Genomic DNA, 25,554 nt, shown 5'->3' on the forward strand with positions numbered 1-25,554 from the left:
GACAGAGGCCGCGCCTGAGTGGAAGCACATGCGAGCATTCCGCCGTGACTTCTGAACAGATATCCGCATCAGCGGGACCGGACGAACGGCGGCTGGCCGGCCTGGCACTCAACCCGGCCGCGCCCGTCGACGTCCTGCTGCGGCTGCTCGCGAGCGAGTCCGCTGCCGTGCGGGCGGCGCTGTGCCGGGACCGGGCGCTGCCCGGTCCCGTGGTGGACGCGGTCGTGGCACACCCGGACAAGTGGACGCGCGGCTACTTCGCCGAGAACCCGTACGCGGATCCGGAGCAGCGGGCCCGGCTGGTGGACGATCCGGAGTATCACGTACGGGGGCGGCTGGCCCGGGAGCCCCGGGCCGCCGACGATGTGTGCGCGCCCCGGCCGTTGCCGGACCGGACCGTCGTACGGATCATCGAGACGTACGAGAGCGACCACCTGTGGGAGCTCAACCGCCTGGTCTCACCCGGTCTGCAACGTGCGATGACCACTCACCCGTCACCGAAGGTCCGCCGCATGGGGATCAGCCGCCTCTCCTGGACGTCCCTGACACCCAACATCCGGGCCGCCCTGCTGGCCGACCCGGACCCGGGGGTACGGAAGGCAGCCGAGGCGAACAGACGCTCGCACGAACGGCTCCGCGATCCGGACGCGGTGCGGGAGGACCTTCCCGCGCACCACTGCCATGCGCGTACTCACCTGTTGCTGTACGGAGCGCTCGCCCCGGATGTCGTGGCGGAGGCGCTGTCGCAGAATGCGTGGTCGATCGCCTTCAACGACAGCACGCCGCCGGAGACCGTGGCCCTGCTGGCCGCCCACCCGGACCCCGAGGTGCGTGCCCAGGTCGCCGTCCGGTCCGACCTGGGGACGGCCGAGCGCCGCGCACTCGCTGTGGACCCCGACCCGGGGGTGCGGCTCGCGCTCTCCGTGCATCCGGCGCTGAGTGAGGCGGAACGGGCTGCGATCGACTACGAGGTGGAACAGGACGAGGCGTACTGCCTCTGGCCGGTGTACGACCCGGAGTCGGTGCCCGACCTGGAGCTCGTCCGCGCCCACGCGCTGTCCGCACACCCGCTCCTGCGTCGACGGGCCGCCGGCGAGCCGCGTCTCCCCGCCGATCTCGTCGCGCTCCTGGCCGACGACACCGACCTCGGCGTACGGGTCCTGCTCGGCCAGAACCATCCGGACGCCCCGGCCGCGCTGTTGCTCCGCTGCTTCCTGGAGCACACCGGCCGCGACCGGTGGCATGTGACCCGTGACGGCAACTTCCCCCGTTCCGGGCTCACCCGCTTCGCCGGCGACGAGGATCCGGCGGTCCGGCGGCTGGCCCTGCTCGACCCGGCGATCCCGGCGGAGACCGCCGACCGGCTCACCCGTGACCCCGACCCGCAGGTCCGCGAGGATGCGGCCCGCCACCCGCGACTGCCACAGGACCGCATCGCGGCGCTCCTCGACGACCCCGAGCTCGCCCACCGGGCTGCCGCGAATCCGGCGCTGCCGGTCGCGACGATGTACGAGCTGATCGCCGCGGCCGGGGAGCCGGTGCCCTAGAGGTACGCGGCTCTCAGAGGTACGCGGCTCTCAGAGGTACTCCGCGAACGCGTCGAGCGTCCGCAGGACCTCCGGTTCGGCAGCAGGCGGCAACTGGAGGACGACCTCCTCGATGCCCAGGTCCGCGTAGTGCGCCAGCTTGCCCGGGCTCGGCAGGACCGCGTACGGGATCACCTGAAGGTCCTTGGGGTCGCGGCCCGCCGACTCCCAGGCCGTACGGAGGACGGGCACCGACTCCGTGAGGCCCCGGCCGCCGATCGGCATCCAGCCGTCCGCGTACTCCGCGATGTGCGCGAACAGCTTCGGGCCCGCCGCGCCGCCGATCAGGGTGCGCGGGCCCACGACCGGACCGCGCGGCTTCTGGACCGGCTTCGGGTAGGCATGGCTCGCCCGGACCGAGCCGAACTCGCCCTCGTACGCCGTGGGTTCGGCAGACCACAGCGCACGCATCAGTGCCATCCGGTCACGGCCGAGCTCCCGGCGCGTCGACCAGTTCACCCCGTGGTCCGCCGCCTCCTCCACGTTCCATCCGAACCCGAGACCCAGCGTGAAGCGGCCGCCCGAGACGTGGTCGAGGGTCGCGATCTGCTTGGCCAGATCGATCGGGTCGTGCTGGGTGACCAGCGTGATCCCGGTGCCCAGTTCCAGCCGTTCGGTCACCGCGGCGGCCTGCGCGAGGGCGACGAACGGGTCCAGGGTGCGGCCGTACTCGGGCGGCAGCTCGCCGCCTCCCGGGTAAAGAGTTTCCCGGCTCACCGGGATGTGTGTGTGCTCCGGAAGGTAGAGCCCGGCGAATCCCCGCTGCTCAAGCTGGTGCGCGAGCCGCACCGGTGTGATCGTTTCGTCGGTGAGGAAGATCGTCGTGGCGATCCGCATACGAAAGACACCTCCGTCGTTGTCTGGTGGCGGCTCAAACGTATGCCGTACCGTGCGCAAAGCCGAGACTTCGGCGACTTCGGGGGAGGTCATTCACCATGGTCCGCAACCGCACCCGCGCCACTCTCACCGCTCTGTTCCTGACGGGCGTGCTCGTAGGCGGCGCACCCGTTGCGGCATCCGCCGCCACGCCCGCTTCCGTGTCCGCCGCCTCCCGTACCGCTTCGGTACAGGCCCCGGGGCATGTGGACGGGGCGGCGTCCGCGCACACCGGTGTGCGCCAGGCCGTGCACATGTACAAGAGCAAGAACAAGACAAAGGGCAAGAGCAGGAGCAAGCGGAAGCACAGCTCCGGCGGGTTCGGCGGCGGGCTGATCGTGGGGATCGTGCTGGCCGTGATCGTGGTCGGCGTCATCGCGTTCGTGCTCATCGCCCGCGCACGGCGCAACTAGCGCCGCTCGCCACCCCGGCCGGGCGGCGAGCGGCGCGGTCCCTCACCCTGCCGAGACGTTGTGCAGGGGCGACTTGGCCGCACTGGAGCGCATGACCATGGGCCCGAAGGCGACGGTGTCGCCCGCGGACGCGGTCTGCGCGGTGGTGGACGTGCCCGGGTAGAACCAGCGCCAGGTGCCCGAAGCGGACGCGGTCACCGTCGTACTGACCTGGCCCGCGCTGTTCGTCTTCACCGTCTTCACCGTCGTGTACGAGGCGGCCCCGGCCTTCCTGAACTGCAGCTTCAGGCTCTGGCCGCCGTAGCCGCGGTACTTCAGCGCCTCCCAGTCGGCGCGGGCCAGCGCTCCGGTGACCTTGACCTGCTTGCTGGTGCCGAACAGGTCGGGCCGCGTCGCGGACACCTTCAGCGTCGCCGCTCGCTTCAACGTGAACGGGGCGAGCGCATCGTAGATCCAGTAGTCCCTGTCGTTGGCGTTGACGATGCCGTAGACGTCCCAGCCACCGGCCCCCTCGTTGGCATTGCGCTCGCTGTACCCGGGAAACCAGGCGGGATCGAAGCGCAGCGTCCCCGTGCAGTCCGAGGTGGTGCTGCTCAGCTTCTTGCAGGTGACCCCGACCGTCTCGGCCGGAGCGCCGTAGGCGGTGTTCGCGCTGTGCGCGTCGAGATCCCCCACCCCCTTGACGCCCGAGTTGTCCTTGATCGTCAGCTTGACCGGGAAGGTCACCGCTCCGCGGATGCCGACGACGACGCTCCTGCCGTTGTTGGCCACCGCCTTGACGACCCTGATGTCGCCCCGCCCCTCTGCGTGCGCCGGTGACGCCCCCAGCACGGCCATGACCACCGAAGCGGCCACCGTGCCCCACAGCACATGTCTTCGCATGTCCCCTCCTCCTCACCGTCCGCACCGGATCCGGCGCGGACGCGTGGGCACAGAGTAGAACCGGCCCCCAGGGGGCTCGTGTGCGGGGACCGGGCCGCTCGGCAGCCCTCAGCCCGGCCAGACGATCGACTGGAGTTCGCTGTACGCGTGCAGCGCGTACGAGCCGACGTCCCGCCCGACCCCGCTCCGCTTGAACCCGCCGAACGGGGCCTCCATGTTGCGGCCGATGGTGTTCACGCCGACCCCGCCCGCGCGCAGCCGGCGGGCGACGCGGAAGGCGCGGGCCACGTCGCCGGACCAGACGTAGTCGATCAGTCCGTAGTCGCTGTCGTTGGCCAGCGCGATGCCCTCCTCCTCGTCGTCGAAGGGGACGACGACCACGACCGGGCCGAAGATCTCCTCCCTTACGACCCGCATGTCGTTGGTGCAGTCGGCCAGCAGTGTCGGCGCGACGTAGAAGCCGCGGCCGGTCGGGTCGGGGCGTTCGCCGCCCGTGACGACGCGGGCCCCTTCCTTGCGGCCCAGTTCCACGTACGACTCGATGCGGTCGCGGTGCGCGGCGGAGATGACCGGGCCGACGACCGTGCCCTTCGCCGTCGGATCGCCCACCGTCAGATACCCGGCGTACGCGGTGAGCTTCTCGATCAGCGCGTCGTGCACGGCCCGTTGGACCAGGACGCGGGTCGGAGCCGTACAGATCTGACCGCTGTAGAACGAGAACGTCGTCCCGATGCCCGCGACCGCCGAGTCGAGGTCGGCGTCGTCGAGGACGACGGCGGCGCCCTTCCCGCCCAGCTCCATCAGCTGCCGTTTCATCGAACGGCCGCAGACCTCCGCGATGCGCTGCCCGACCGCGGTGGAGCCGGTGAAGCTGACCATGTCGACAGCGGGCGAGTCGACGGCGGCCTCGCCCACTCCGGGGGCCGAACCGCTGACGACGTTGACGACCCCGGCCGGTACGCCCGCCTCCGCGAGGGCCTCGGCCATCCGGTAGACGGAGAGCGGGTCCTGCGGAGCCGGTTTCACGACGACCGTGTTGCCCATGGCGAGCGCGGGCGCGATCTTGCCGGCCGGGTTGGCCCAGGGGTTGTTGTACGAGGTGATGCAGGTGACGACGCCGACCGGCTGGCGGACGGCGAGCGCCCCGAAGATCCCGGCCCGGCCCATCGGGCCCGCCTCGTTGATCTGCGGCGCGATGGCCTCCTCGACCGGTTCCAGCGCGCCCTTCGCGTACCGCCGGTAGCGCGCCGCGCCCACGGCGACCTGCATGCCGCGGGCCGTACCGGTGGTGGCGCCGCTCTCCGCCTGCGCGAGGGCGGCGTTGGCGAGGAAGTCGCGCTGCATCAGGTCGGCGGCGCGGTCGAGGATCGCGGCGCGCTCCTCGGGGCGAGTGCGGGACCAGGTGGCGAAGGCGTCGCGGGCCGCGGTAGCAGCCTCGTACACCTGGGCGCGGCTCGCCTCGGGGGCGAGGCCGACGGTCTCCTCGGTGGCCGGGTCGACCACCTCGTAGTGGCCGTCGGCGGGTTCGGTCCACTCGCCGTTGATGAAGAGGCGCTGCGGGGTCGGGGTCATACCGTGCTCACCGTCCGGGTGTCGCGGCCGGAACGGAGCACCGTCCCGGGGACCGCGCCGGTCACCTTGTCGTCGCGCAGGGTCTCCACCCCGTTGACGCGGACCGACACGATGCCGAGGGCCTTGGAGTCGAGCCGGGGGCTGTCGCCGGGCAGGTCGTGGACGAGGGTGGCGGGGCCCGCGTCGATGCGTTCGGGGTCGAAGAGCACGAGGTCGGCGTGGAAGCCCTCCTCGACGCGGCCGCGGTCGCGGAGGCCGAAGAGGCGGGCCGGGTCGTCGGTCAGCATCTTCACGGCCCGTTCCAGCGGCATGAGCCTGCGGCCGCGCAGGCAGTCGCCGAGGAAGCGCGTCGTGTACGGGGCGCCGCACATCCGGTCCAGGTGGGCGCCCGCGTCGGAGCCGCCGAGCATGACGTCCTCGTGCTCCCAGGTGCGCTGCCGCAGCGCCCAGGATTCGGGGTCGTTGTCGGTGGGCATCGGCCACAGCACCGTACGCAGGCCGTCGGCCGCGCAGATCTCGACCAGGCAGTGGAAGGCGTCCTGGCCGCGTTCGGCCGCGATGTCCCTGACGACCCGGCCGCTGAGGCCCTCGTTCGCCTCGCTGTACGTGTCACCGATGACGTACCGGCCGAAGTTCGCGAGGCGGCGGAAGACGCCCGCCTCCTTGCTGTCGGCGCGGCGCAGCATCTCGGCACGGGTGTCCGCGTCCCGGAGCCGCTCGATGCGTTCGGGGACGGGCAGGGCGAGGATGTCGCCCCAGCCGGGGATCAGGTTGAGGGCGCAGAACGTGCCGAGCGACATGTTCATCGGGGTGAGGATCGGCATCGTCAGCGCCACGATGCGGCCGCCCGCGCGACGGGCGCGCTCGCTGGGGATCAGCTGGCGCGGTACGCGTTCGGGGACGGCGGCGTCGATGGTCAGGACGTTCCAGTTGAGCGGGCGCCCGGCGGCGGCCGTCATGTCGACGAACAGCTCGATCTCGTCGTCGGAGAACTGGTCGAGGCAGCCGGCGACGATCGCCTCGATCTGCGTGCCCTCGTGCTCGCCGACGGCCCGGGACAGCGCGAGGAGCTCTTCGGGGAGTGCGTGGCGGGAGGCGACCGGCTGTCCGTTGCCGTCGGAGTGGGTGGAGGACTGGGTGGTGGACAGGCCCCATGCCCCGGCGTCCATCGCGTCGTGGAACAGGGCCAGCATGGCGTCGAGTTGGGCGGGTGTGGGCTGGCCGCCGACCGCGTCGGCGCCCATGACGTGGCGGCGCAGGGCGCAGTGGCCGACCATGAACCCGGCGTTCACGGCGATCCGCCCGTCGAGCGCGTCGAGGTACTCGCGGAAGCTGGACCAGCTCCAGTCGACGCCCTCCTCCAGGGCCTTGAGGGCCATGCCCTCGACCCGCGACATCATGCGCCGGGTGTAGTCGGCGTCCTCGGGCCGGTCCGGGTGGAGCGGGGCGAGGGTGAACCCGCAGTTGCCGCCGGCGACGGTGGTGACGCCGTGGTTCATCGACGGGGTGGCGTACGGGTCCCAGAAGAGCTGGGCGTCGTAGTGGGTGTGCGGGTCGACGAACCCGGGCGCGAGGACGAGACCGGTGGCGTCCTCGGAGGTCACGGCCTCCTCCGCGACGGTCCCGGGCTCCGCGATGACGGCGATGCGGCCGGCCCGGATGCCGAGGTCCGCACGGTAGGAGGGTCCGCCGGTGCCGTCCACGACGGTCGCTCCGCGGATGAGGTGGTCGAGCATGACGGGGTCCCTTTCTCCATGGTCGGTTCTGTTGCGCCGGGGTGCGTACGGCCGCGGTACGCACCCCGGCTCGCGGAGCGGCGGTCCGGGAAGACGCCGCCCGTGTGGCCGGGGGCGCTGCCCCCGGACCCCCGCTCCTCAATCGCCGGAGGGGCCTGATTTCATGCCGCGTCGCGGAACCGGGTCGTCCGGTGGACCGGATCCGTGTCGATCTTCGGGATCACGTGCTCACCGATCAGCTTGATCGAGTTCAGCGTGTCCTCGGGGCTGAGACCGATCGGCAGCCCGAAGCTCAGCTGGTCCGCTCCCGCCTGCTCCCAGCGACGGCACTGCCCCAGCACCTCGTCCGGGTCGCCGCAGATCATCAGCTCCTCGGCGATCAGGAGCTCGATGATCTCCTCGGAGTACTCCGGCAGCAGCTCGGGCCACTCCGGGATGCCCTCCGGCCGCGGGAACGTGTCGTGGTAGCGGAACAGCAGCGACTGGAGGTAGTTCAGCCCGCCGCCCACCGCGATCTCGACGGCCTTCTTGTGGGTCTCGGCGCAGATCGCCGTCGAGGTGACCATCACGTTGTCGTTGACGAAGTCACCGATCGGCTCGGCGTCCTTGACCGCGTTCTTGTAGGACTCGACGACCCACTCCATGTCGGAGACCTTCTGCACGCTGAAGCCCAGCACGCCGAGGCCCTTCTTCCCGGCCATGGCGTACGAGGACGGCGAGCCGGCCGCGTACCACATCGCCGGGTGCGACTTCCCGTACGGCTTGGGCAGGATCTTGCGCGGCGGCAGCGACCAGCTCTTGCCCTGGAAGCCGACGTACTCGTCCTGGAGCCACATCTTGGGGAACTCGGCGATGGTCTCTTCCCAGAGTTCCTTGGTGTGGTTCATGTCGGTGATGCCCGGCATGAAGCCGAGGATCTCGTGGGTGCCCGCCCCGCGGCCGGAGCCGAACTCGAAGCGGCCCTCCGAGAGGTGGTCCATCATGGCGACCTTCTCGGCCACCTTCACCGGGTGGTTGACCGGGGCGAGCGGGTTGAAGATGCCGGATCCGAGGTGGATGCGGTCCGTGGCGTGTGCGAGATAGCCCAGGTACACGTCGTTGGCCGAGAGATGCGAGTACTCCTCCAGGAAGTGGTGCTCGGAGGCCCAGGCGTACTTGAAGCCGGACTTGTCCGCCTGGATGACGTACTCGGTCTCCTCGATCAGCGCCTTGTGCTCTGCCCCGGGGTCGGCCTTGGCCCGCGCGGCGGGCACGTACCCCTGTACAAAGAGCCCGAATTCCAAGGGGGTTCACCGTCCTCAATCGTTTCTGACACACCGTCAGATTCTGATGCGTCCGACTGTTCCACCGACACCCCGACCCGTCAATACCTGATGCCCCGTCAGGATCGATCCCCGGGTCCCGGAACAGTCAGAACAGGCTCACTCCCGCCAGCCACCCGCCGTCGATGACGAACGGCTGACCGGTGATGTACGAGGAGTCGTCCGAGGTCAGGAAGAGCGCGAGCGCCGCCACCTCCTCGGGCCGGCCGATCCGCCCGAGCGGCACCAGCTTCTTGTACAGGGCCCCCACGGCCTCCGCCGTCTCCACCGGGTCGGCGTCCGGGTCCAGCGCCGCCGGATTGGTCATCGGGGTGTCCACGGCGCCGGGGCACATGGCGTTGACCCGGATGCCCTTCGCGGCCAGCTCCACGGCCGCCACCTTGGTCAGCCCCAGCACCGCGTGCTTGGTCGCCGCGTACGCGCCGACGAACGCCATGCCGGTCAGACCGGTGTACGAGGAGGTGTTGACGATGGTCCCGCCACCGGCCGCCTCGATCTCGGGCGCGACGTTCCTGATCCCCAGGAAGGCCCCCACCTGGTTGACCTGCACCACCTGCTGGAACTCCTCCAACGGCGTGGACACCAGCTCGTTGAAGCGCAGGATGCCCGCGTTGTTGACCAGCCCGTCGATCTTCCCGAACGCGTCCTTGGCGGCGACGACGGCGGACTGCCAGTCCTCCTCCCGGCTCACGTCCAGGTGCACGAAGAGCGCGGCATCCTCCCCCAGCTCCTTGGCGAGGGCCTCGCCCTGCTCGTCGAGCACGTCGGCGATCACCACCCGCGCACCCTCGGCGACGAAGAGCCGCGCCTCCTGCTCACCCTGCCCGCGCGCCGCGCCGCTGATCAGTACGGTCCGCCCGTCCAGCTTGCCCATGGCCTGACTCCTACCTGTCGAGGTTGTCGAGGTTTCCGAGGTGCGGTGCGACTTCGGCGGCGAACGCCGCCATCTGATCGGTCAGTTCACTTCTGCTGCGGCTGCGGAAGCGCACCTGGATCTGGTGCACCCCCATCGCGCCGTACTCCCGCAGCGACTCCGCGAGGGCCTCCGGCTTCCCGCTGAGCGTGCGCCGCCCCACGGACCAGCCCGGCTCCCCCACGTACAGCGGCTCGGTGATGGCCCCGACGACGATCGGCCTGTCCACCCCCGCCGCCTCGCGGAGTGCGTGCAGCCGCCCGATCTGCGCGGGCAGCTTCTCCCGGGGGTCCCCCTGCGGCAGCCAGCCGTCCCCCCGCACGGCGGCCCGGCGCACCGCCGCGGGCGACGACCCGCCCACCCAGACCGGCACCCGCTCCTGGGCGGGCCGGGGCAGCTGCCCGAGCCCGCTGAAGGAGAACCGTTCCCCCTCGAACTCCGGGTACTCCTCGGGCCCGAGCGCGGCCTTGAGCGCGTCGATGCTCTCGTCGAGCACCCCGCCCCGCCCGTCGAAGTCCGCCCCGAGCGCCTCGAACTCCTCCCGCACGTGCCCGGCGCCGACCCCTAGGATCAGCCGGCCGCCGCTGAGGTGGTCGAGGGTGGCGTACTGCTTGGCGGTCGCCAGCGGATGCCGCAGCCCGACGACGGCCACATGGCTCATGAGCAGCACGCGCTCGGTGATCCCCGCGAGGAAGGCGAGCGTGGCGACGGGGTCGTACCAGACGGTGCTCATCGCCCCCGCGAGCCTGCGGGGGATGGCGACGTGGTCACAGCTCGCCAGGTAGGTGAACCCGGCCCGGTCGGCGGTGCGGGCGATCTCGGCGAGGTCGGCCGGGGTGGCCCCGGCCTCCCACGGCTCTGCGTAGATGGCGCTCTGCGACTGGATCGGGAGCTGCATCCCGTACGACAGCGGTCCGGCGGGCGATATCGGCACCGAACGGCCTCCTTCCCCTGGAACGGCCTGGCATGACGGCGCCCGAATCTGACGGATCGTCATATTGCGAGCGGGGTCATCGTCGTACGTGACGCTCCATCAGGCAAGGGCTTCCGGAGAGAAGGGGCTCAGGGGATCACCGGAGGACCGCCGACCTCCAGGCCCGCGTTCGACTCGGCCGACGGGAACCCGACCCGGCGGTCAGGCGGGGAGCACCACGGCGAACCACCACAGCGCCAGACCGGACAGGGTGAGGAACAGCACCGTGTTGACCGCCACCGTGAGCCAGAGCCGCAGTTTCCAGGCGGGCCGGATGACCAGGGCCGGCGCGGCAACCACCAGGGTTGTCGCCCCCAGGGTCACCGCCCACTCCCCCGGGCTCGTCCGGGGGAAGTCACCTCCGGAGAGGCTCGCCCCGACCACCCGCCAGCTCACCAGAGTCCCGAAGATCCAGACCACCAAGGCCGTCAGGAACGCCAGCGCCGCGTCTTCCCCCGTTACCTTCATACAGGAAGCGTGCTCTCCCTCACGGCGCCGCGCCTGAGTAGCGGTACTCACTCGCACCGGTCCGCGCCCGGGCGGGCGGCGGAGGACGGGCAGCAGTCACCGCCCCGGCCGCCGCCCCGCCCTACCTCCGGTACAACTCCTCGATCTCCCCCGCGAAGTCCCGCGCGATCGCGTCCCTCTTCAGCTTCAGGGACGGCGTCAGGTGCCCGCCGTCCTCCGTGAAGTCCACCGGCAGGACCGTGAACTTACGGATCGACTCCGCACGCGAGACCAGACGGTTGGCCTCGTCCACCGCGCGCTGGAGCGCCGCGCGCAAGTCCTCGTCGTGGACGAGTTCGCGCATCGGGACGTCCTGCTTCTTCTTCATCTGCCGCCAGTGGGACAGGCCGTCCGGCTCCAGGGTGATCAGGGCGGTGATGAACGAGCGGTTGTCGCCGACCACCATGCACTGGCTGACCAGCGGGTGCGCGCGCAGCCAGTCCTCCAGCGGGGCCGGGGTGACGTTCTTGCCGCCCGACGTGATGATGATGTCCTTCTTGCGGCCGGTGATCGTGAGGTAGCCGTCCTCGTCGAGCGCGCCCAGGTCGCCGGTGGCGAACCAGCCGCCGTCCAGGGCCGGAACGGCCGCGCCGCGTTCGGTGTCCCAGTAGCCCTGGAACACCTGGCCGCCGCTGAGCAGTACCTCGCCGTCCTCCCCGATGCGTACGGCGGTGCCCGGCATCGGCCAGCCCACCGTCCCCAGGCGGGGCTTGAGCGGCGGGGTGACGGTGGCCGCGGCCGTGGTCTCCGTCAGGCCGTAGCCCTCGAAGATCTCGATGCCCGCGCCCGCGTAGAAGGCGGCGAGCCGGCGGCCCAGCGGGGAGCCGCCGCAGATCGCGTAGCGGACATGGCCGCCCAGCGCCGCCCGGATGCGGCGGTAGACCAGCGGGTCGTAGAGCGCGCGGGCCGCCCGCAGGCCGAGGCCGGGGCCGGGGCCCGTGCCGTGTTCGGCTGCCTCGACGGCCTGGCCGTAGCGCTGGGCGATCCGGGCGGCCCGGTCGAAGGACGAGGCGCGGCCCATCTTCTCGGCGGTGGCCCGGCCGGTGTTGTAGACCTTCTCCAGGACGTACGGGATCGCCAGCAGGAACGACGGTTTGAAGCCGGCCAGGTCGGCGAGCAGGTCCTCGGTCCGGATCGACGGGGCGTGACCGAGGCGGACCCGGGCGCGCAGACACCCGATCGCGACCATCCGGCCGAAGACGTGCGACAGCGGCAGGAACAGGAGGGTGGAGGCGGGGTACTTGCTGACGGATTTGAAGACCGGGTGCAGCAGCTCGATGGCGTTGTCGACCTCGGCGAAGAAATTCCCGTGCGTCAGGACACAGCCCTTGGGGCGGCCCGTGGTGCCCGAGGTGTAGATGAGCGTGGCCGGGGTCTCCGGCTCCAGGGTGGCGCGGCGCGCGGCCACGGCGTCGTCGGGGATGTTCTCGCCGAGCTTCTTCAGCCGGCCCAGCGCGCCCGTGTCGAACTGCCAGAGATGCGTGAGGTCGCCGAGCTGTTTGCGTTCCTGGCTGATGATGCGGCCCTGTTCGGCCGTCTCGACGGCGCAGGCGACCGCACCGGAGTCCTGGAGTATCCAACGGGCCTGGAAGGCGGACGAGGTCGGGTAAATGGGGACGGTGACCAGACCGGCGGCCCAGGACGCGAAGTCGAGCAGCGTCCACTCGTACGTCGTACGCGCCATGATCGCGATGCGGTCGCCGCCCCGCAGGCCCTCCGCGATCAGGCCCTTGGCGACGGCGAGGACCTCGGCCGCGAACTCCGTCGCCGTCACGTCCTGCCAGCTGCCGTCCGGCTGCTTACGGCTGAGGACGGCGTCCGAGGGAGCCTCGCGGGCGTTGTCGAACGGGATCTCGGCGAGGGAGCCACGGCGCACCGGCTGGGCGAACGCCGGGACGGACACCTGCTGGACGGTGCCGTCGGCGGCCCTGACCTTCGTCGGCTCGACCAGGACGGGGGTGGACGGGGCGGTGGATGGGGCGGATCGCGTGGACACGTGAGGCTCCTCGGCATCGGGGTCGGGCGGTTCACCTGGTCCGTCCGGCGGCGGGCCCTGATGCCCGCGCCGGACCGTGCTCAACTTCTCTACCGGTCAGACGCGTTCGAGGATCGCCGTGACCCCCTGGCCGCCCGCCGCACAGACCGAGATCAGCCCGCGGCCCGGGGCATCGCGCTCCGCGAGGAGCTTGGCCAGGGTGGCGACGATCCGCGCGCCCGTCGCGGCGAACGGGTGCCCGGTGGCGAGGGAGGACCCGGCCACATTGAGCTTCTCCCGGTCGACGGGCGCCAGCCCCTGCTTCTCCCAGGCGGCCAGCGTGGCCAGCACCTGGGAGGCGAAGGCCTCGTGGACCTCGAAGAGGTCGAAGTCCCGGACGCCGAGCCCGGCCCGCTCCAGCATCCGCGGCACGGCGTACGCGGGCGCCATCAGCAGCCCGTCCTCGCCGCCCACGTAGTCGACCGCGGCCGTCTCGTACAGCGAGAGGTACGCCTGCGGCTCCAGACCGTGGCGCTCGGCCCACTCCTCGCTCGCCAGGAGTACGGTCGCGGCGCCGTCCGTGAGCGGCGTCGAGTTGCCCGCGGTCATCGTCGCGTCCGGGTGGTCCGCGCCGAACACCGGCTTCAGCGTGGCGAGTTTCTCCACGGTGGAGCCCGGGCGCAGGTTCTGGTCGCGTTCCAGGCCCAGGTACGGGACGACGAGGTCGTCCAGGAAACCCCGGTCGTACGCGGCGGCGAGCCGCTGGTGGCTGGTGGCGGCGAGCAGGTCCTGCTCCGCGCGGCCGATGTCCCACTGCCGGGCGGTGACCGCCGCGTGGTCGCCCATCGAGAGGCCGGTGCGGGGTTCGGCGTTGCGCGGGATGTCCGGGACGAGGTGCCGGGGACGTACGCCCGCAAGGGCCTTGGCCTTCCCGCCCGTCGACTTCGCACGCCGGGCGGACAGCAGCAGCCTGCGCAGCTCGTCGTTGACGCCGAGCGGCGCGTCGCTCGTGGTGTCCGCGCCGCCCGCGATCGCGGAGTCGATCGCGCCGAGCATGATCTTGTTGGCGGCGGCGATCACGGCCTGGAGGCCGGTGCCGCACGCCTGCTGGACGTCGTACGCGGGGGTGCGCGGGTCGAGCCGTGAGCCGAGCACGGTCTCCCGGGCCAGGTTGAAGTCCCGGCTGTGCTTGAGGACCGCGCCCGCGGCGAACTCGCCGACCCGCTGTCCCTGGAGCCCGAAGCGCTCGACCAGACCGTCCAGCGCGGCGGTGAGCATCTGCTGGTTGGAGGCCTGCGCGTACGGCCCGTCGGAGCGTGCGAAGGGGATACGGCTGCCACCGATGACCGCGACCCTGCGGGGCTGCGGGAGTGCGAGGGGGATCAACTCGACCAACTCATCTCGACCAACTCCTGACTCTTGAGTAACCTTACTCCAGAGTAAATCTACGACCGAGCAGGGAGTCTGGACAATGGCCGACCGCTATCTGCACCTCACCAGCACGACAACCGGCCGATTCCTGACCCGGAGACTCGGCCTGCCCCAGCCCGCACGGCTGCGCCGCTGGACCCTGGAGACGCCGACACTGCCCGGCCCGGTCCTCCACCTCACCGCCGGGGACTCCGCCGTCACGGACGCACTCGGCACCGTCCTCGCCGCCTGCGGTCCCGAGATCGTGGCCCACGCCGAACGGCCCGCCGGAATCGTCCTGGACGCGACCGCCGTCGACACCGCCGCCGGCCTCGCAGCCGTGCACGCCGCACTCCACCCGGTCGTCCGCTCGCTCGCACCCGGCGGCCGCATCGTCGTCCTCGGGGTGCGCCCGTCCCCGGACGACCACCACCAGGCCGCCGCCCAGCAGGCCCTCGAAGGGTTCGTGCGCTCCCTGGGCAAGGAGATAGGCAAGGGCGCCACGGTGCAACTGGTGCGCATCGCCCCCGGCTCGGTCGCCGGTGCCGGGTCCACCCTGCGCTTCCTGCTCTCACCCCGGTCCGCGTACATCAGCGGCCAGGTCATCGAGGTGACCGACGCCGCTCCCGACCCCGTCGCCGACTGGGCGGCCCCCCTCACCGGCCGCACCGCACTGGTCACCGGCGCCGCCCGCGGCATCGGCGCCTCGGTCGCCTCCGTCCTCGCCCGGGACGGCGCCCACGTCATCTGCCTGGACATCCCGCAGGCCCGGGAAGACCTCGTCCGCACCGCCGACCGGCTCGGCGCCACCGCCCTGCCGCTGGACATCACCGCCGCCGACGCGGCCGAACGGATCGCCGCCGCGGCCCCGGACGGCCTCGACATCCTCGTCCACAACGCCGGCATCACCCGCGACCGCCGCCTCGCCAACATGCCCGCCGACCGCTGGGCCCCGGTCATCGACGTCAACCTCGACAGCGTCCTGCGCACCACCGACGCGCTGCTCAAGGCCGGAACCGTCAACCGCGGCGGCCGGATCGTCGCCACGGCCTCCATCGCGGGCATCGCCGGCAACAACGGCCAGACGAACTACGCGGCCAGCAAGGCCGGCATCATCGGCCTCGTCCGCTCACTCGCCCCGCGCGCCGCCGCCGACCACGGCGTCACGGTCAACGCGGTGGCCCCCGGCTTCATCGAGACGAAGATGACCGCGGCCGTCCCGCTCTTCATCCGCGAGGCGGGCCGCCGCATGAACTCCCTCTCTCAGGGCGGCCTCCCGGTCGACGTCGCCGAGACGACAGCGTGGTTCGCCCAGCCCGCGTCGAGTGCCGTCAACGGCCAGATCGTCCGGGTCTGCGGCCAGAGCCTGCTGGGAGCGTGACCCGGATGCCGAGCCTGCTGCTGTCCCTGGCGCGCGGCGCCGTCACCTCCCCGTTCAAGCGCGCGGGCAGGCCGGACGCCACCCTGCCGCCCGACCGCCACCACCGGCCGGCCGCACCGATCGCCCCCGGGCCCCTGGCCGCGTACCGCAGGATCTGCGCCTTCCCGGAGACCGGCCCCCTCCCGGCCACCTACCCGCACGTCCTGGCCTTCCCGCTCGCCATGCGGCTGATGACCGGGCGGCGCTTCCCCCTGCCGGTCACCGGACTCGTCCACACCTGGATCGAGATCACCGCCCACCGGGTGCTGCACCCCACCGACCTTCTTGAACTCACGGTGTACGCAGAGCGGTTGACGCCGCACCGGCGCGGCACCGAGGTCACCGTGGTCACGGAGGCGAGGCTGGCGGACGAGCTGGTGTGGGAGTCCCGCAGCGGCTACCTGTCCCGCCATGCGACACGTACCGAGACCACTTCCGCACCCGCGCCCGAACCGGCACTCCCCGCCGTCACCGACTGGCGGCTGCCCGCCGGCCTCGGACGGCGCTACGGGGCCGCCTCCGGCGACCGCAACCCGATCCACCTGTACCCGCTGACCGCCCGGCTGTTCGGCTTCCCCCGCGCCATCGCCCACGGCATGTGGACCGTCGCCCGCTGCCTCGCCGAAGCCCCGCAGCCGCACGGGGCCCACTCGGTACGCGCCGACTTCAGGGCCCCCGTCCTGCTGCCCGGCACCGTCACCTACGCCTCGGACGGCACCGCCTTCCAGCTGCGCGGCGACGGCGGGCGCGTCCACCTCACCGGGACGACGGCGAGGACTGTCCCGGAGGCTGCCAGGGACGGCCGTTCATGAGGTTCTCCAGGCCGGCCCAGGAGAAGTTCATCAAGGTGGCCGCCGCCTCCTTGGCCGAGACACCCGGAGTCTCGTTCGCCCATCCGGCGAGCGCCTCCGCGGCGCCCACCAACGCCTGCGCCAGCCCCGTCACATCGCGGTCGGGGAGCGCCGGATCATGGTGCGCCTCGCGCGCCGCGGCGCCGATGAGACCCGTCACGAACGCAACGATCTCCTCACGCATCACGTTCACCTCACCGGCGAACGGCTCCCCGTGCGTCCGCGCCTGCCGGTAGAGCACCGCCCAGCCGTCCGGGTTCTCCGCGGTGTGCGTGAAGAACGCCCGCAGCCCCTCCCAGAGTTGCCGGTCCGCCGGAAGCCCCGGCTGAACACCCGCCTGCACGGCTGCGACCAGCGCTTTCGCCTCACGCCCGATACAGGCGGAGAAGAGTTCGTCCTTGGAATTCAGATAGAGATAGACCAACGGCTTGGACACGCCGGCCAGCTCCGCGATCTCGTCCATCGAGGCCGCACGGAATCCACGCTGCCCGAAGATCTGCACCGCGGCGTCCATCATCTGCTGCTCACGCACCGCGCGCGGCATCCGTTTGCTCTTCACAGCACCCACGTCGACTTCCTCCCACCCCCGATGCGCTACTCCTCGGTAAGCGTACGGCGCGGGGCGCCTCGCCGTCGTACGGAGCGGGGTTCACCCGGCCCGGGCGGCCGGAAGTCGTACCCCACGACGCACGGAAGCGCCCCCGGCCCACAGCGGACGAGCCGAGACCGGTTGCAGGCGTCACGGTCGAGGACCTTCTCGCGAGCCGAGACGAGCACCGGCACAACAGCTTGACCGGCACCATTCGTAACTGTTTGACATGTATGCATGTTGTACAGCGCGGTATGACAGTCGGAGGGTTCCATGTCCAAGCCGCAACGTGTGGCCATCTATGTCCGGATCAGCAAGGACCGCAAGGGTCAGGAACTCGGCATCAACCGCCAGGAGAACGCGTGCCGGGAGTTGTGCGCCCGCCTCGGGTGGACCCTCTACAAGGTTTACTCCGAGAACGACACATCCGCCTCCACCACCAGCAAGCGCAAGCGCCCCGCGTACACGGAGATGCTGCGCGACGCCCGTGACGGGCTGGTGGACGCGATCGTCGTCTACTCCATCGACCGCCTGACTCGTCGCATCTCCGAATTGACCAGTTTCCTCGAAGATCAGAAGGAGCACGGCTTCGCCTTCGCCACGACCGAGGGCGAAGACACCGATACGGCCAACGGGCGCATGATTCTGACGATCAAGGGTGCCGTCGCTCAGCAGGAGACAGAACGCATGTCGGAGCGCATTAACGGCTCATTGCTTCAGCGGCGCGAAAAGGGCAAGCCACACGCAGGCGGTCCCCGCGTCTTCGGGTTCGTCCCGGACTCGGGCTTTCAGCAGGTCGTTCCCGAGGAGGCGGAGTTGATCGTGCGAGGGTACGACATGCTCATGAGCGTCCCGGCAAAGACGCCCGGAGACGTGGCGCGTCTCTGGAACGAGGCGGGCGCCCGATCTCCCGGCGGAACCGCCTGGTCGATCCAGAAGGTCAAGCGGGTGTACCGGTCCGAACGGATCGGCGGGATCATCACGTACAAGGGGCAGGACATCGGAGACAGCATCTATCCCCACCCGCTCACCCGCACACAGTGGGACAACGTCCAAACGGTTCTGAACGGTCGGGCAACTCCCGCCGCGCAGGGGTCCGGCAAGCGCAAGCACCTGTACTCGGGCTTCCTCAAGTGCGGACACTGCCAGTCGATCATGCGTGTTCAGTGGGCGACGATCCAGGGCCGGACGTTCCGACGGACGCTCTGCCACTCGGGCCAGGTGGGCCACAACGGTGAACTGGGCTGCGGGAAGGTGAGCCGGTCGTACGCCTGGATCGAGGAGCAGTTGAACGAGGTGGTCGAAGCAGCCTTGGCATCGCGGCGGCCGCAGCCGCAGGAGGTACCTGCCATGGACTTGTCCGGGCCGATTGCAGTGCAGGAGGAGCGGATCAGGAACCTGCGCCAGCGGTGGAAGGACGACAACATGACAGACGAGGACTACTTCGACTCGCTCGGCCACATTCGCGGCGAATTGCAGGCCCTACGCACCCGCGAGGCGGCAACGGTCGTCAGGCAGTCGCGCCGCGTGGTTGACGCATTGGCTGTGTGGAACGACTCGGCCGAGAACCTTGACCGACGACGGGCGATCGTTGCGCAGGTGATCGAGACGGTCGAAGTCTTCAGCATCGGCCGCGGACGCCGAAGGCCACCCGAACTGGATTCGATCAAGGTGACCCCCGTCGGGGATTCCGATGAGGAGGCAGAGTAGTTTCCGTGGCCCGATCCACGCAGGGCCCTCGCTGCGGACGAGGCACGCCACGAAGGGCACAGGCCCAGAACCTCGATCATTGGACACACTCTGCGATCGACGAGACACGAAGAATCCCCCCACCAGCGCGGCAGAGGGATTCTTCAGCGTTGAAACGAGGTGTTCCGCGCCGACGTTACGCGGCGACCGCAACCTTTTCGCGCGGCTCGGACGGCTCCTCGACCGGGGAGGCCGAGGCCGAGTTGAGCTTGTCGCGGTCGAGGATGCCCTCTCGTGCTGCCACGATCAACGGTGATACGACCTGGCCGGCCACGTTCGTGGCGGTCCGCATCATGTCCAGGATCGGGTCGATGGCCATCAGCAGACCGACACCCTCCAGCGGGAGGCCCAGCGTCGACAGGGTGAGGGTCAGCATGACCGTGGCGCCGGTCAGACCGGCGGTGGCCGCCGAGCCGATCACCGAGACGAACGCGATGAGGATGTAGTCACCGACACCCAGCTGCACGTCGAAGATCTGCGCGATGAAGATCGCGGCGAGCGCCGGGTAGATCGCGGCGCAGCCGTCCATCTTGGTCGTCGCGCCGAACGGGACCGCGAAGGAGGCGTACTCCTTCGGGACGCCGAGGCGCTCGGTGACCTTCTGGGTGACCGGCATCGTGCCGACGGAGGAGCGGGAGACGAAGGCGAGCTGGATCGCGGGCCAGGCGCCCTTGAAGAACTGGAGCGGGCTGACCTTGGCGACGGTGGCGAGCAGCAGCGGGTAGACGCCGAACATCACCAGGGCGCAGCCGATGTAGACGTCGGCGGTGAACGTGGCGTACTTGCCGATCAGGTCCCAGCCGTAGTCGGCGATGGCGTAGCCGATGAGGCCGACGGTGCCGAGGGGGGCGAGGCGGATGACCCACCACAGCGCCTTCTGGAGGAGCTCCAGGACGGCTTCGCTGAGGGTGAGGATCGGCTGGGCCTTCTCGCCGAGCTGGAGGGCGGCGATGCCGGCGACGGCGGCCATGAAGACGATCTGGAGGACGTTCAGCTCGGTGAACGGCGTGATCACGTTGTCCGGGATGATGCCGGTCAGGAAGTCGAGCCAGGAGCCTGCGTGCTCCGGGAGCTTGCCGTCCTTGGGCGTGAGGCCGGTGCCGGAGCCCGGGTTGGTGATCAGGCCGATCGCGAGGCCGATGGCGACCGCGATGAGCGAGGTGATCATGAACCAGAGCAGGGTGCGGGTGGCCAGCCTGGCGGCGTTGTTGACCTTCCGCAGGTTGGTGATCGACACCAGGATCGCGAAGAAGACGAGGGGCGCGACGGCCAGCTTCAGCAGCTGGACGAAGATGTGGCCGACCTTGTCGAGCGTGGTGTAGAGCCAGTCGATGTCCTGGCTGCGGGCGAGCCAGCCGAGCAGGACGCCGAGCACGAGGCCGGCGACGATCTGGGCCCAGAAGGGGATCCTGGGTATGCGGAAACCGGAGCCGGAGGGCTCATCGGTGGTGGTGGACGCGGGGTTCGCGGACACGGACACACTCCAGATGTGACGCATCGGGACGCACGGGGACGGTGTGCGGAGGGGACGGGGGTGCGGCGCCCGCGTCAGGGGCGGCGCCGCTGCATGATGCCGGTATCAGACGTTGCGGCAACAGACCGCGGACATACAGCGGCAGAGATCGACATGCAGGCGCTCCACGAGCGGGATGCTCGTGGCAGGTCGGAGGCGCACAGCTGTCTTCATGTCGAACACGTTAACACTTGAACTTTGAGAACCTCAAAGGTCTTCTTTGGGCCCGAAGGGTGGGCCACGACCCGCTTCCCGGTCCCGGGGAACGCGAAAACCCCAGTACAGGAGCGCTCGCTCCGGTGCTGGGGTTTCGAGAAGAAAGGCGAGGGGTGTGAGGAAGCTTACAAAGTCCTTACGTCGCCCTCACTCGCTCATCACTGGGTGACGCTGTCCTCGCGGGTGCGGTTCGCCTCAAGACGCGCCTTGGCGCGGTCGACCGAGGACACGATCTGCTCGGACATCTCGTCACGCTGCTTGCGCAGGAGTACGTAGCTGAGCGGCGCGGAGAGCACCAGCGCGAGCAGGACGACCCAGACGATGTTGGATCCCCCGGCGCCGGAGGGGATGAGCCCGAAGTTGACGGCGATGGCGGCGACGACGAGGCAGCCGACGAAGATGCTCAGACGCATCGCGGTGTACCGGACGGTTGCGCTCGGCTTGGCAGCGGACACAGCTGGCCTTCTCTCTACGTACGACAGTCCTGCCCGACCAGTGAAGCATGCCCCACAATCGATCAGTTCGGAGGGCTGCGGCTACCACCGCGCCGGGGCGCGCTCAGCCGAGCGGCAGGAGCATGATGACGTCGTCGCGGTCGTCGCCTTCGGCCACCCGGATCGCCCCCGGCACCCGCCCGACCTCCTTGTATCCGCAGGCGCTGTAGAAGCGGTCGGCGCCCGTGCCGCCGCGGCAGGTGAGGCGGATCGCCTCGATGCCGTCGATGGAGCGGGCGGCGTCGGCGGCCGCCGCCATCAGGTCGCGGCCGTAGCCGCGGCCCTGGTGGCGGGGGTGGACCATGACGGTGTAGATCCAGAGCCAGTGCGCCATCAGGCGGTGCGTGTTGTGGGTGAGGAAGGCCGTGGCGGCGATGGCGCCCTCCTCGTCGTAGCCGACGAGGATCCGGGTGCGGCCCTCGGCCATGGACACGAGGTGCTTGACCAGTGCGGGCCGTACGTCCTCGGCCGTCACGGGCGGCACGAAGCCCACCGCGCCGCCCGCGTTGGACACATCGGACCAGAGCTCGGCTATGCCGTCCCGGACCGACCGGTCGAACTTCGGATCCAGCTCAAATGTAAGCGCCATGAGTGCAGATTAACCATTACCCGCCGCCTGCTCAACCACCGTCCGGAACGCGAGAAAGCTCCGGCCGGGGACGGCGGCCGGAGCTTTCGTTCAGCGCTGCGCGCGCGACGGGGCGCGCGCCGGTTCAGACCCGCATCGGCTGCGGCGACTCGCGCCGGTCCGCGTCCGGGCCCGGGTACTCGCGGATGATCTCGTACCGGGTGTTGCGCTCCACGGGCCGGAAGCCGGCGTCGCGGATCAGGTCCAGCAGATCCTCACGGCCCAGCTTGTTCGGCGTGCCGTAGTTGTCCGCGTCGTGCGTGATCTTGTACTCGACGACCGAGCCGTCCATGTCGTCGGCACCGTGCTGGAGGGCGAGCTGGGCGGTCTGCACGCCGTGCATCACCCAGAAGACCTTGACGTGCGGAACGTTGTCGAAGAGCAGCCGGGAGACCGCGAAGGTCTTCAGTGCCTCGGCGCCGGTCGCCATCGTCGTCCGCGCCTGGAGCTTGTTGCGGACCTTGCCGTCCTTCATGTCCACGAAGTCGTGCTGGTAGCGGAGCGGAATGAAGACCTGGAAGCCGCCGGTCTCGTCCTGGAGCTCACGCAGCCGCAGCACGTGGTCGACGCGGTGACGGGGCTCCTCGATGTGCCCGTACAGCATCGTCGCCGGGGTCTTGAGACCCTTCTCGTGCGCGAGCCGGTGGATGCGCGACCAGTCCTCCCAGTGGGTGGCGTGGTCGACGATGTGCTGGCGGACCTCCCAGTCGAAGATCTCCGCGCCGCCACCGGTCAGCGACTCCAGACCGGCCTCGATGAGCTCGTCGAGGATCTCGGAGGCGGAGAGCCCGGAGATGGTCTCGAAGTGGTGGATCTCGGTGGCGGTGAACGCCTTGAGGGAGACCTCCGGCAGCGCTTCCTTCAGCGCGCTCAGCGAACGCGGGTAGTAGCGCCACGGCAGGGTGGGGTGCAGCCCGTTGACGATGTGCAGCTCGGTGAGGCTCTCGCCCTCCATCGCCTTCGCGAGGCGGACGGCCTCCTCGATGCGCATCGTGTACGCGTCCTTCTCCCCCGGCTTGCGCTGGAAGGAGCAGTACGCGCACGAGGCGGTGCACACGTTGGTCATGTTGAGGTGGCGGTTGACGTTGAAGTGGACGACGTCGCCGTTCTTGCGCGTACGCACCTCGTGGGCCAGTCCGCCCAGCCAGGCCAGGTCGTCGGACTCGTAGAGCGCGATCCCGTCCTCGCGGGACAGCCGTTCGCCGTCCCGGACCTTCTGCTCCAGCTCGCGCTTGAGTCCCGCGTCCACTAGGGCACCTCCCATTTCTCTCCGTAACCGACTCAGATCACCGTACGCCTAGGGTCTCTCGTTCGGATCAGGGCGGGTCAGGGAGCGGGGTGTGGTGCGTGCAGCTGCAAGGCGGAGGACTGAGGCATGGCGGAGCCATGGTGATGGACGACAACGCCGCAGATGCGCGTGCCGGACCCCGCGAGCCCGGCCTGATCCGAACGAGAGGCCCTAGCCTTCCTCGGGAAGGTCTCCGACCCGGTTCTCCCACTTGGTGGAGAGCACGATCGTCGTACGCGTCCGCGAGACACCCTTGGTACCGCTGAGCCGGCGGATGGTCTTCTCCAGGCCGTCCACGTCTCCGACCCGGACCTTGAGCATGTAGGAGTCGTCGCCCGCGATGAACCAGGCGTCCTCGATCTCGGCGAGGTCCTTCAGCCGGTGGGCCACGTCCTCGTGGTCGGCGGCGTCCGAGAGCGAGATGCCGATCAGGGCCGTGACCCCCAGGCCGAGCGAGGCCGCGTCGACGGTGGCGCGGTAACCGGTGATGACACCGGCGGTTTCCAGCCGGTTGATGCGGTCGGTGACGCTGGGCCCGGAGAGCCCGACGAGCCGTCCCAGCTCGGCGTACGAGGCCCTGCCGTTCTCCCTGAGGGCCTGAATGAGCTGCCTGTCCACCGCGTCCATGTGACTGAAACCTTCCATTGTTCAGCAGTTTCGCGAGTCTACGTGTAGAATCTAAGGCATGCAGGCTTCAGGGCCTGCAAATCTTTCCGAACTTCCAAAAAATGCTTTCGAATCTTCAGGAGTGGATACACCGTGTACACGATCGAGATGGCCTACGCCCGGATGCGCGAGCTGCAGGACCTGGCCAACCGCTCGCGTGCCCACCAGCCCACCACGGCCCACCGGGCCGGCCGGACGCGCAAGCTGCGCGCCCCCAAGAAGCGCTGACCCCACCCGGGTCAGCCACGAGAGCCACCCAGCTCTCCCTCCCAGCGGCGGTACAGCTGGTGCGGCACCCCTGCCGCGTCCAGCACCCGCCCCGCGACGAAATCCACCAGATCCTGGATGTGCGTCGCCCCCGCGTAGAACGCCGGAGAGGCGGGCAGCACGACCGCGCCCGCCTCGTCCAGGGCCACCATGTGCCGCAGCGTCTGGCCGTTCAGCGGCGTCTCGCGCACCGCGACGACCAGCTTCCGCCGCTCCTTGAGCGTCACGCTCGCGGCCCGCTGCAGCAGGTCCTTCGAGAGCCCGAGCGCCACCCCGGCCACGCAGGCCGTCGACGCGGGCACGATCAGCATCCCCTTCGCCGGGTACGACCCCGAGGACGGCCCCGCGGCCAGATCGCCGGCCGCCCAGTGCCGTACGCCGGACACGTCCACGTCGAAGGTGTGCGGCTTCCCGTCCGCCCCCCGCGCCAGCCAGCCGGCCAGGTCCTCCCGCCAGTGCGCGTCGCGGAACGCGATCCCGGTCTCGTCCAGCAGCGTGAGGCGCGAGGCCCGGCTCACCACCAGATCGACGCTCTCCCCCGCGGCCAGCAGGCCGCGCAGCACGGAGGCGGCGAATGGGGTGCCCGAAGCGCCTGAAACCCCGACAATCCAAGGCTTTCGCTGCTGCTGACTCACTGAAGTCCTGGAATCCACACCCCCGAGCCTATCCGGCACCCCGGTCCGGCGATGTGTCAGGAGTTCGAGGCCCTGACGGGTACTACACCGTTAGGCCGCGCACCAGCAGGTCCAGCAGCGCGCACGCGAAGAGTGCGATCCCGATGAAGCCGTTGACCTGGAAGAACGCCCGGTTCAGCCGGGAGAGGTCGTGCGGCCGCACCACCCGGTGCTCGTACACGAAGGCCACGGCGACGATCACCATGCCCACCCAGTAGAAGAGCCCGGCCTCCGTGGCCAGTCCGAACCAGGCCAGCAGGCCCGTCGTCACCACGTGACAGACGCGCGCGCCCCACAGCGCCGCCGGGACACCGAAGCGCGCCGGGACGGACAGCACCCCGTGGGCGCGGTCGGCCTGGACGTCCTGGCAGGCGAAGATCAGGTCGAAGCCGCCGATCCAGACACCGACGGCGAGGCCCAGGATCACCGCGTCCCACGACCAGCTGCCCGCCACCGCAAGCCAGGCGCCGACGGGCCCGATGGCCTGGGCGAGGCCCAGGATCGCGTGCGGGTAGTTCGTGAACCGCTTGCCGTACGGGTAGACGACCATCGGGATCACGGCGACCGGCGCCAGCACCAGACAGAGCGGGTTCAGCAGGGCCGCCGCCCCGAGGAACACGACGACGGCGACGAGCGCGCCGGTCCACGCCGACTTCACCGACACCGCGCCGGTCACCAGCTCACGCCCGGCGGTGCGCGGGTTACGGGCGTCGATCTCGCGGTCGATGATCCGGTTCGCGGCCATGGCGAACGTGCGCAGTCCGACCATCGCGACGGTGACGAGCAGCAGCGTCACCCACTGGACCGACCCGTCATCCAGGAACATCGCGGTCAGCGCGGCGATGTAGGCGAAGGGCAGCGCGAAGACCGAGTGCTCGATCATCACGAGCCGCAGGAACGCGCGGGACTTCCCGCGGGGTTGCGGCACAGCGGCGGCCGAGGCGCTCACAGGCCGTATCCCTTCCGGCGGCGATCGGCCGGCTCACCTCCGCAGCGGCGGAGAATCCCCGCCACCGCTGTGTCTTCTTCCAGCA

At 70.3% G+C, this 25,554-nt stretch carries 24 protein-coding genes and 1 pseudogene; 6 read left to right on the top strand and 19 right to left on the bottom strand.

Features of this window, described 5'->3' with window-relative positions; translation table 11 throughout:
• Positions 1 to 44: 44 nt before the first annotated feature.
• Entirely contained in the window at positions 45 to 1,547 is a 1,503-nt protein-coding gene (locus tag OG446_RS15725) for a hypothetical protein (RefSeq protein WP_328894639.1), read from the top strand.
• A gap of 30 nt (positions 1,548 to 1,577) precedes the next feature.
• Here the strand turns inward: OG446_RS15725 and OG446_RS15730 are convergent, their stop codons facing one another.
• On the bottom strand, positions 1,578 to 2,423 hold the full coding sequence (locus OG446_RS15730; RefSeq protein WP_328894640.1) for an LLM class F420-dependent oxidoreductase: 846 nt from the start codon (positions 2,421 to 2,423) through the stop codon (positions 1,578 to 1,580).
• Between the two features lie 98 nt (positions 2,424 to 2,521).
• Here OG446_RS15730 and OG446_RS15735 point away from each other — a divergent pair, with 98 nt between their 5' ends.
• Entirely contained in the window at positions 2,522 to 2,875 is a 354-nt protein-coding gene (locus OG446_RS15735; protein ID WP_328894641.1) for a hypothetical protein, read from the top strand.
• Positions 2,876 to 2,917: 42 nt separating this feature from the next.
• Here OG446_RS15735 and OG446_RS15740 read toward each other — a convergent pair whose 3' ends face one another.
• From OG446_RS15740 to OG446_RS15780, 9 genes are all read right to left on the bottom strand, one after another.
• Entirely contained in the window at positions 2,918 to 3,757 is an 840-nt protein-coding gene (locus tag OG446_RS15740; protein WP_328894642.1) for a hypothetical protein, read from the bottom strand.
• A gap of 108 nt (positions 3,758 to 3,865) precedes the next feature.
• Positions 3,866 to 5,329 (bottom strand): aldehyde dehydrogenase family protein, encoded by a 1,464-nt coding sequence (locus tag OG446_RS15745; RefSeq protein ID WP_328894643.1) that lies wholly within the window; start codon positions 5,327 to 5,329, stop codon positions 3,866 to 3,868.
• Entirely contained in the window at positions 5,326 to 7,065 is a 1,740-nt protein-coding gene (locus tag OG446_RS15750; protein ID WP_328894644.1) for an N-acyl-D-amino-acid deacylase family protein, read from the bottom strand. Before OG446_RS15750 ends, OG446_RS15745 begins: the two co-directional genes overlap by 4 nt.
• Positions 7,066 to 7,226: 161 nt before the next feature.
• Positions 7,227 to 8,348, bottom strand: a complete 1,122-nt coding sequence (locus OG446_RS15755; RefSeq protein ID WP_328894645.1) for an LLM class flavin-dependent oxidoreductase — start codon at positions 8,346 to 8,348, stop codon at positions 7,227 to 7,229.
• Between the two features lie 127 nt (positions 8,349 to 8,475).
• Complete coding sequence (locus OG446_RS15760; protein WP_328894646.1) at positions 8,476 to 9,261, bottom strand: SDR family NAD(P)-dependent oxidoreductase; 786 nt, start codon at positions 9,259 to 9,261, stop codon at positions 8,476 to 8,478.
• Positions 9,262 to 9,271: 10 nt separating this feature from the next.
• Positions 9,272 to 10,234: an LLM class F420-dependent oxidoreductase gene (locus tag OG446_RS15765; protein WP_328894647.1), complete on the bottom strand. Its 963-nt coding sequence runs from the start codon at positions 10,232 to 10,234 to the stop codon at positions 9,272 to 9,274.
• Between the two features lie 201 nt (positions 10,235 to 10,435).
• On the bottom strand, positions 10,436 to 10,741 hold the full coding sequence (locus tag OG446_RS15770; RefSeq protein WP_328894648.1) for a hypothetical protein: 306 nt from the start codon (positions 10,739 to 10,741) through the stop codon (positions 10,436 to 10,438).
• A gap of 121 nt (positions 10,742 to 10,862) precedes the next feature.
• Positions 10,863 to 12,776: an AMP-dependent synthetase/ligase gene (locus tag OG446_RS15775; protein WP_328894649.1), complete on the bottom strand. Its 1,914-nt coding sequence runs from the start codon at positions 12,774 to 12,776 to the stop codon at positions 10,863 to 10,865.
• A 96-nt stretch (positions 12,777 to 12,872) separates the two neighbouring features.
• Complete coding sequence (locus OG446_RS15780; RefSeq protein ID WP_328894650.1) at positions 12,873 to 14,150, bottom strand: acetyl-CoA C-acetyltransferase; 1,278 nt, start codon at positions 14,148 to 14,150, stop codon at positions 12,873 to 12,875.
• Positions 14,151 to 14,226: 76 nt separating this feature from the next.
• Here OG446_RS15780 and OG446_RS15785 point away from each other — a divergent pair, with 76 nt between their 5' ends.
• Both OG446_RS15785 and OG446_RS15790 read left to right on the top strand, forming a co-directional pair.
• Positions 14,227 to 15,546: a 3-oxoacyl-ACP reductase gene (locus OG446_RS15785; RefSeq protein ID WP_328894651.1), complete on the top strand. Its 1,320-nt coding sequence runs from the start codon at positions 14,227 to 14,229 to the stop codon at positions 15,544 to 15,546.
• Positions 15,547 to 15,551: 5 nt separating this feature from the next.
• Positions 15,552 to 16,397, top strand: a complete 846-nt coding sequence (locus OG446_RS15790; RefSeq protein ID WP_328894652.1) for a MaoC family dehydratase — start codon at positions 15,552 to 15,554, stop codon at positions 16,395 to 16,397.
• Here OG446_RS15790 and OG446_RS15795 read toward each other — a convergent pair.
• Together OG446_RS15795 and OG446_RS37200 are read right to left on the bottom strand one after the other, a co-directional pair.
• Positions 16,342 to 16,980 (bottom strand): TetR/AcrR family transcriptional regulator, encoded by a 639-nt coding sequence (locus tag OG446_RS15795; RefSeq protein ID WP_328898314.1) that lies wholly within the window; start codon positions 16,978 to 16,980, stop codon positions 16,342 to 16,344. The two genes, OG446_RS15790 and OG446_RS15795, sit on opposite strands and share 56 nt — an antisense overlap.
• Before the next feature lie 50 nt (positions 16,981 to 17,030).
• Positions 17,031 to 17,252, bottom strand: a pseudogene (locus tag OG446_RS37200) (hypothetical protein); the annotation flags it as partial.
• 46 nt (positions 17,253 to 17,298) lie between these two features.
• Here OG446_RS37200 and OG446_RS15800 point away from each other — a divergent pair.
• Positions 17,299 to 18,735, top strand: coding sequence for a recombinase family protein (locus OG446_RS15800; RefSeq protein WP_328894653.1), 1,437 nt, complete (start codon positions 17,299 to 17,301; stop codon positions 18,733 to 18,735).
• A 175-nt stretch (positions 18,736 to 18,910) separates the two neighbouring features.
• Here OG446_RS15800 and OG446_RS15805 read toward each other — a convergent pair whose 3' ends face one another.
• The 5 genes from OG446_RS15805 to OG446_RS15825 all read right to left on the bottom strand — a co-directional run bounded on the left by OG446_RS15805 (position 18,911) and on the right by OG446_RS15825 (position 23,540).
• Complete coding sequence (locus OG446_RS15805) at positions 18,911 to 20,248, bottom strand: dicarboxylate/amino acid:cation symporter (RefSeq protein WP_328894654.1); 1,338 nt, start codon at positions 20,246 to 20,248, stop codon at positions 18,911 to 18,913.
• Positions 20,249 to 20,661: 413 nt separating this feature from the next.
• Positions 20,662 to 20,916, bottom strand: a complete 255-nt coding sequence (locus OG446_RS15810; protein WP_148022106.1) for a DUF4229 domain-containing protein — start codon at positions 20,914 to 20,916, stop codon at positions 20,662 to 20,664.
• Between the two features lie 145 nt (positions 20,917 to 21,061).
• The gene (locus OG446_RS15815; RefSeq protein ID WP_328894655.1) at positions 21,062 to 21,586 is read right to left on the bottom strand and encodes a GNAT family N-acetyltransferase; all 525 of its coding nucleotides are present in this window, start codon (positions 21,584 to 21,586) and stop codon (positions 21,062 to 21,064) included.
• A gap of 124 nt (positions 21,587 to 21,710) precedes the next feature.
• Positions 21,711 to 22,874 (bottom strand): aminofutalosine synthase MqnE, encoded by a 1,164-nt coding sequence (mqnE, locus tag OG446_RS15820; protein ID WP_326740653.1) that lies wholly within the window; start codon positions 22,872 to 22,874, stop codon positions 21,711 to 21,713.
• A 210-nt stretch (positions 22,875 to 23,084) separates the two neighbouring features.
• Entirely contained in the window at positions 23,085 to 23,540 is a 456-nt protein-coding gene (locus OG446_RS15825; protein ID WP_148020139.1) for an Lrp/AsnC family transcriptional regulator, read from the bottom strand.
• Positions 23,541 to 23,672: 132 nt separating this feature from the next.
• Between OG446_RS15825 and OG446_RS15830 the strand changes: the two genes are divergently transcribed.
• Positions 23,673 to 23,807: a hypothetical protein gene (locus OG446_RS15830; RefSeq protein WP_328894656.1), complete on the top strand. Its 135-nt coding sequence runs from the start codon at positions 23,673 to 23,675 to the stop codon at positions 23,805 to 23,807.
• An 11-nt stretch (positions 23,808 to 23,818) separates the two neighbouring features.
• Here the strand turns inward: OG446_RS15830 and OG446_RS15835 are convergent, their stop codons facing one another.
• Both OG446_RS15835 and mqnP read right to left on the bottom strand, forming a co-directional pair.
• On the bottom strand, positions 23,819 to 24,481 hold the full coding sequence (locus OG446_RS15835) for a UbiX family flavin prenyltransferase (RefSeq protein ID WP_328894657.1): 663 nt from the start codon (positions 24,479 to 24,481) through the stop codon (positions 23,819 to 23,821).
• A gap of 82 nt (positions 24,482 to 24,563) precedes the next feature.
• Positions 24,564 to 25,469: a menaquinone biosynthesis prenyltransferase MqnP gene (gene mqnP / locus OG446_RS15840; RefSeq protein WP_328894658.1), complete on the bottom strand. Its 906-nt coding sequence runs from the start codon at positions 25,467 to 25,469 to the stop codon at positions 24,564 to 24,566.
• Positions 25,470 to 25,554: the final 85 nt, after the last annotated feature.

Origin of the sequence: Streptomyces sp. NBC_00236, assembly GCF_036195045.1 — a bacterium.
Lineage (GTDB): Bacteria > Actinomycetota > Actinomycetes > Streptomycetales > Streptomycetaceae > Streptomyces.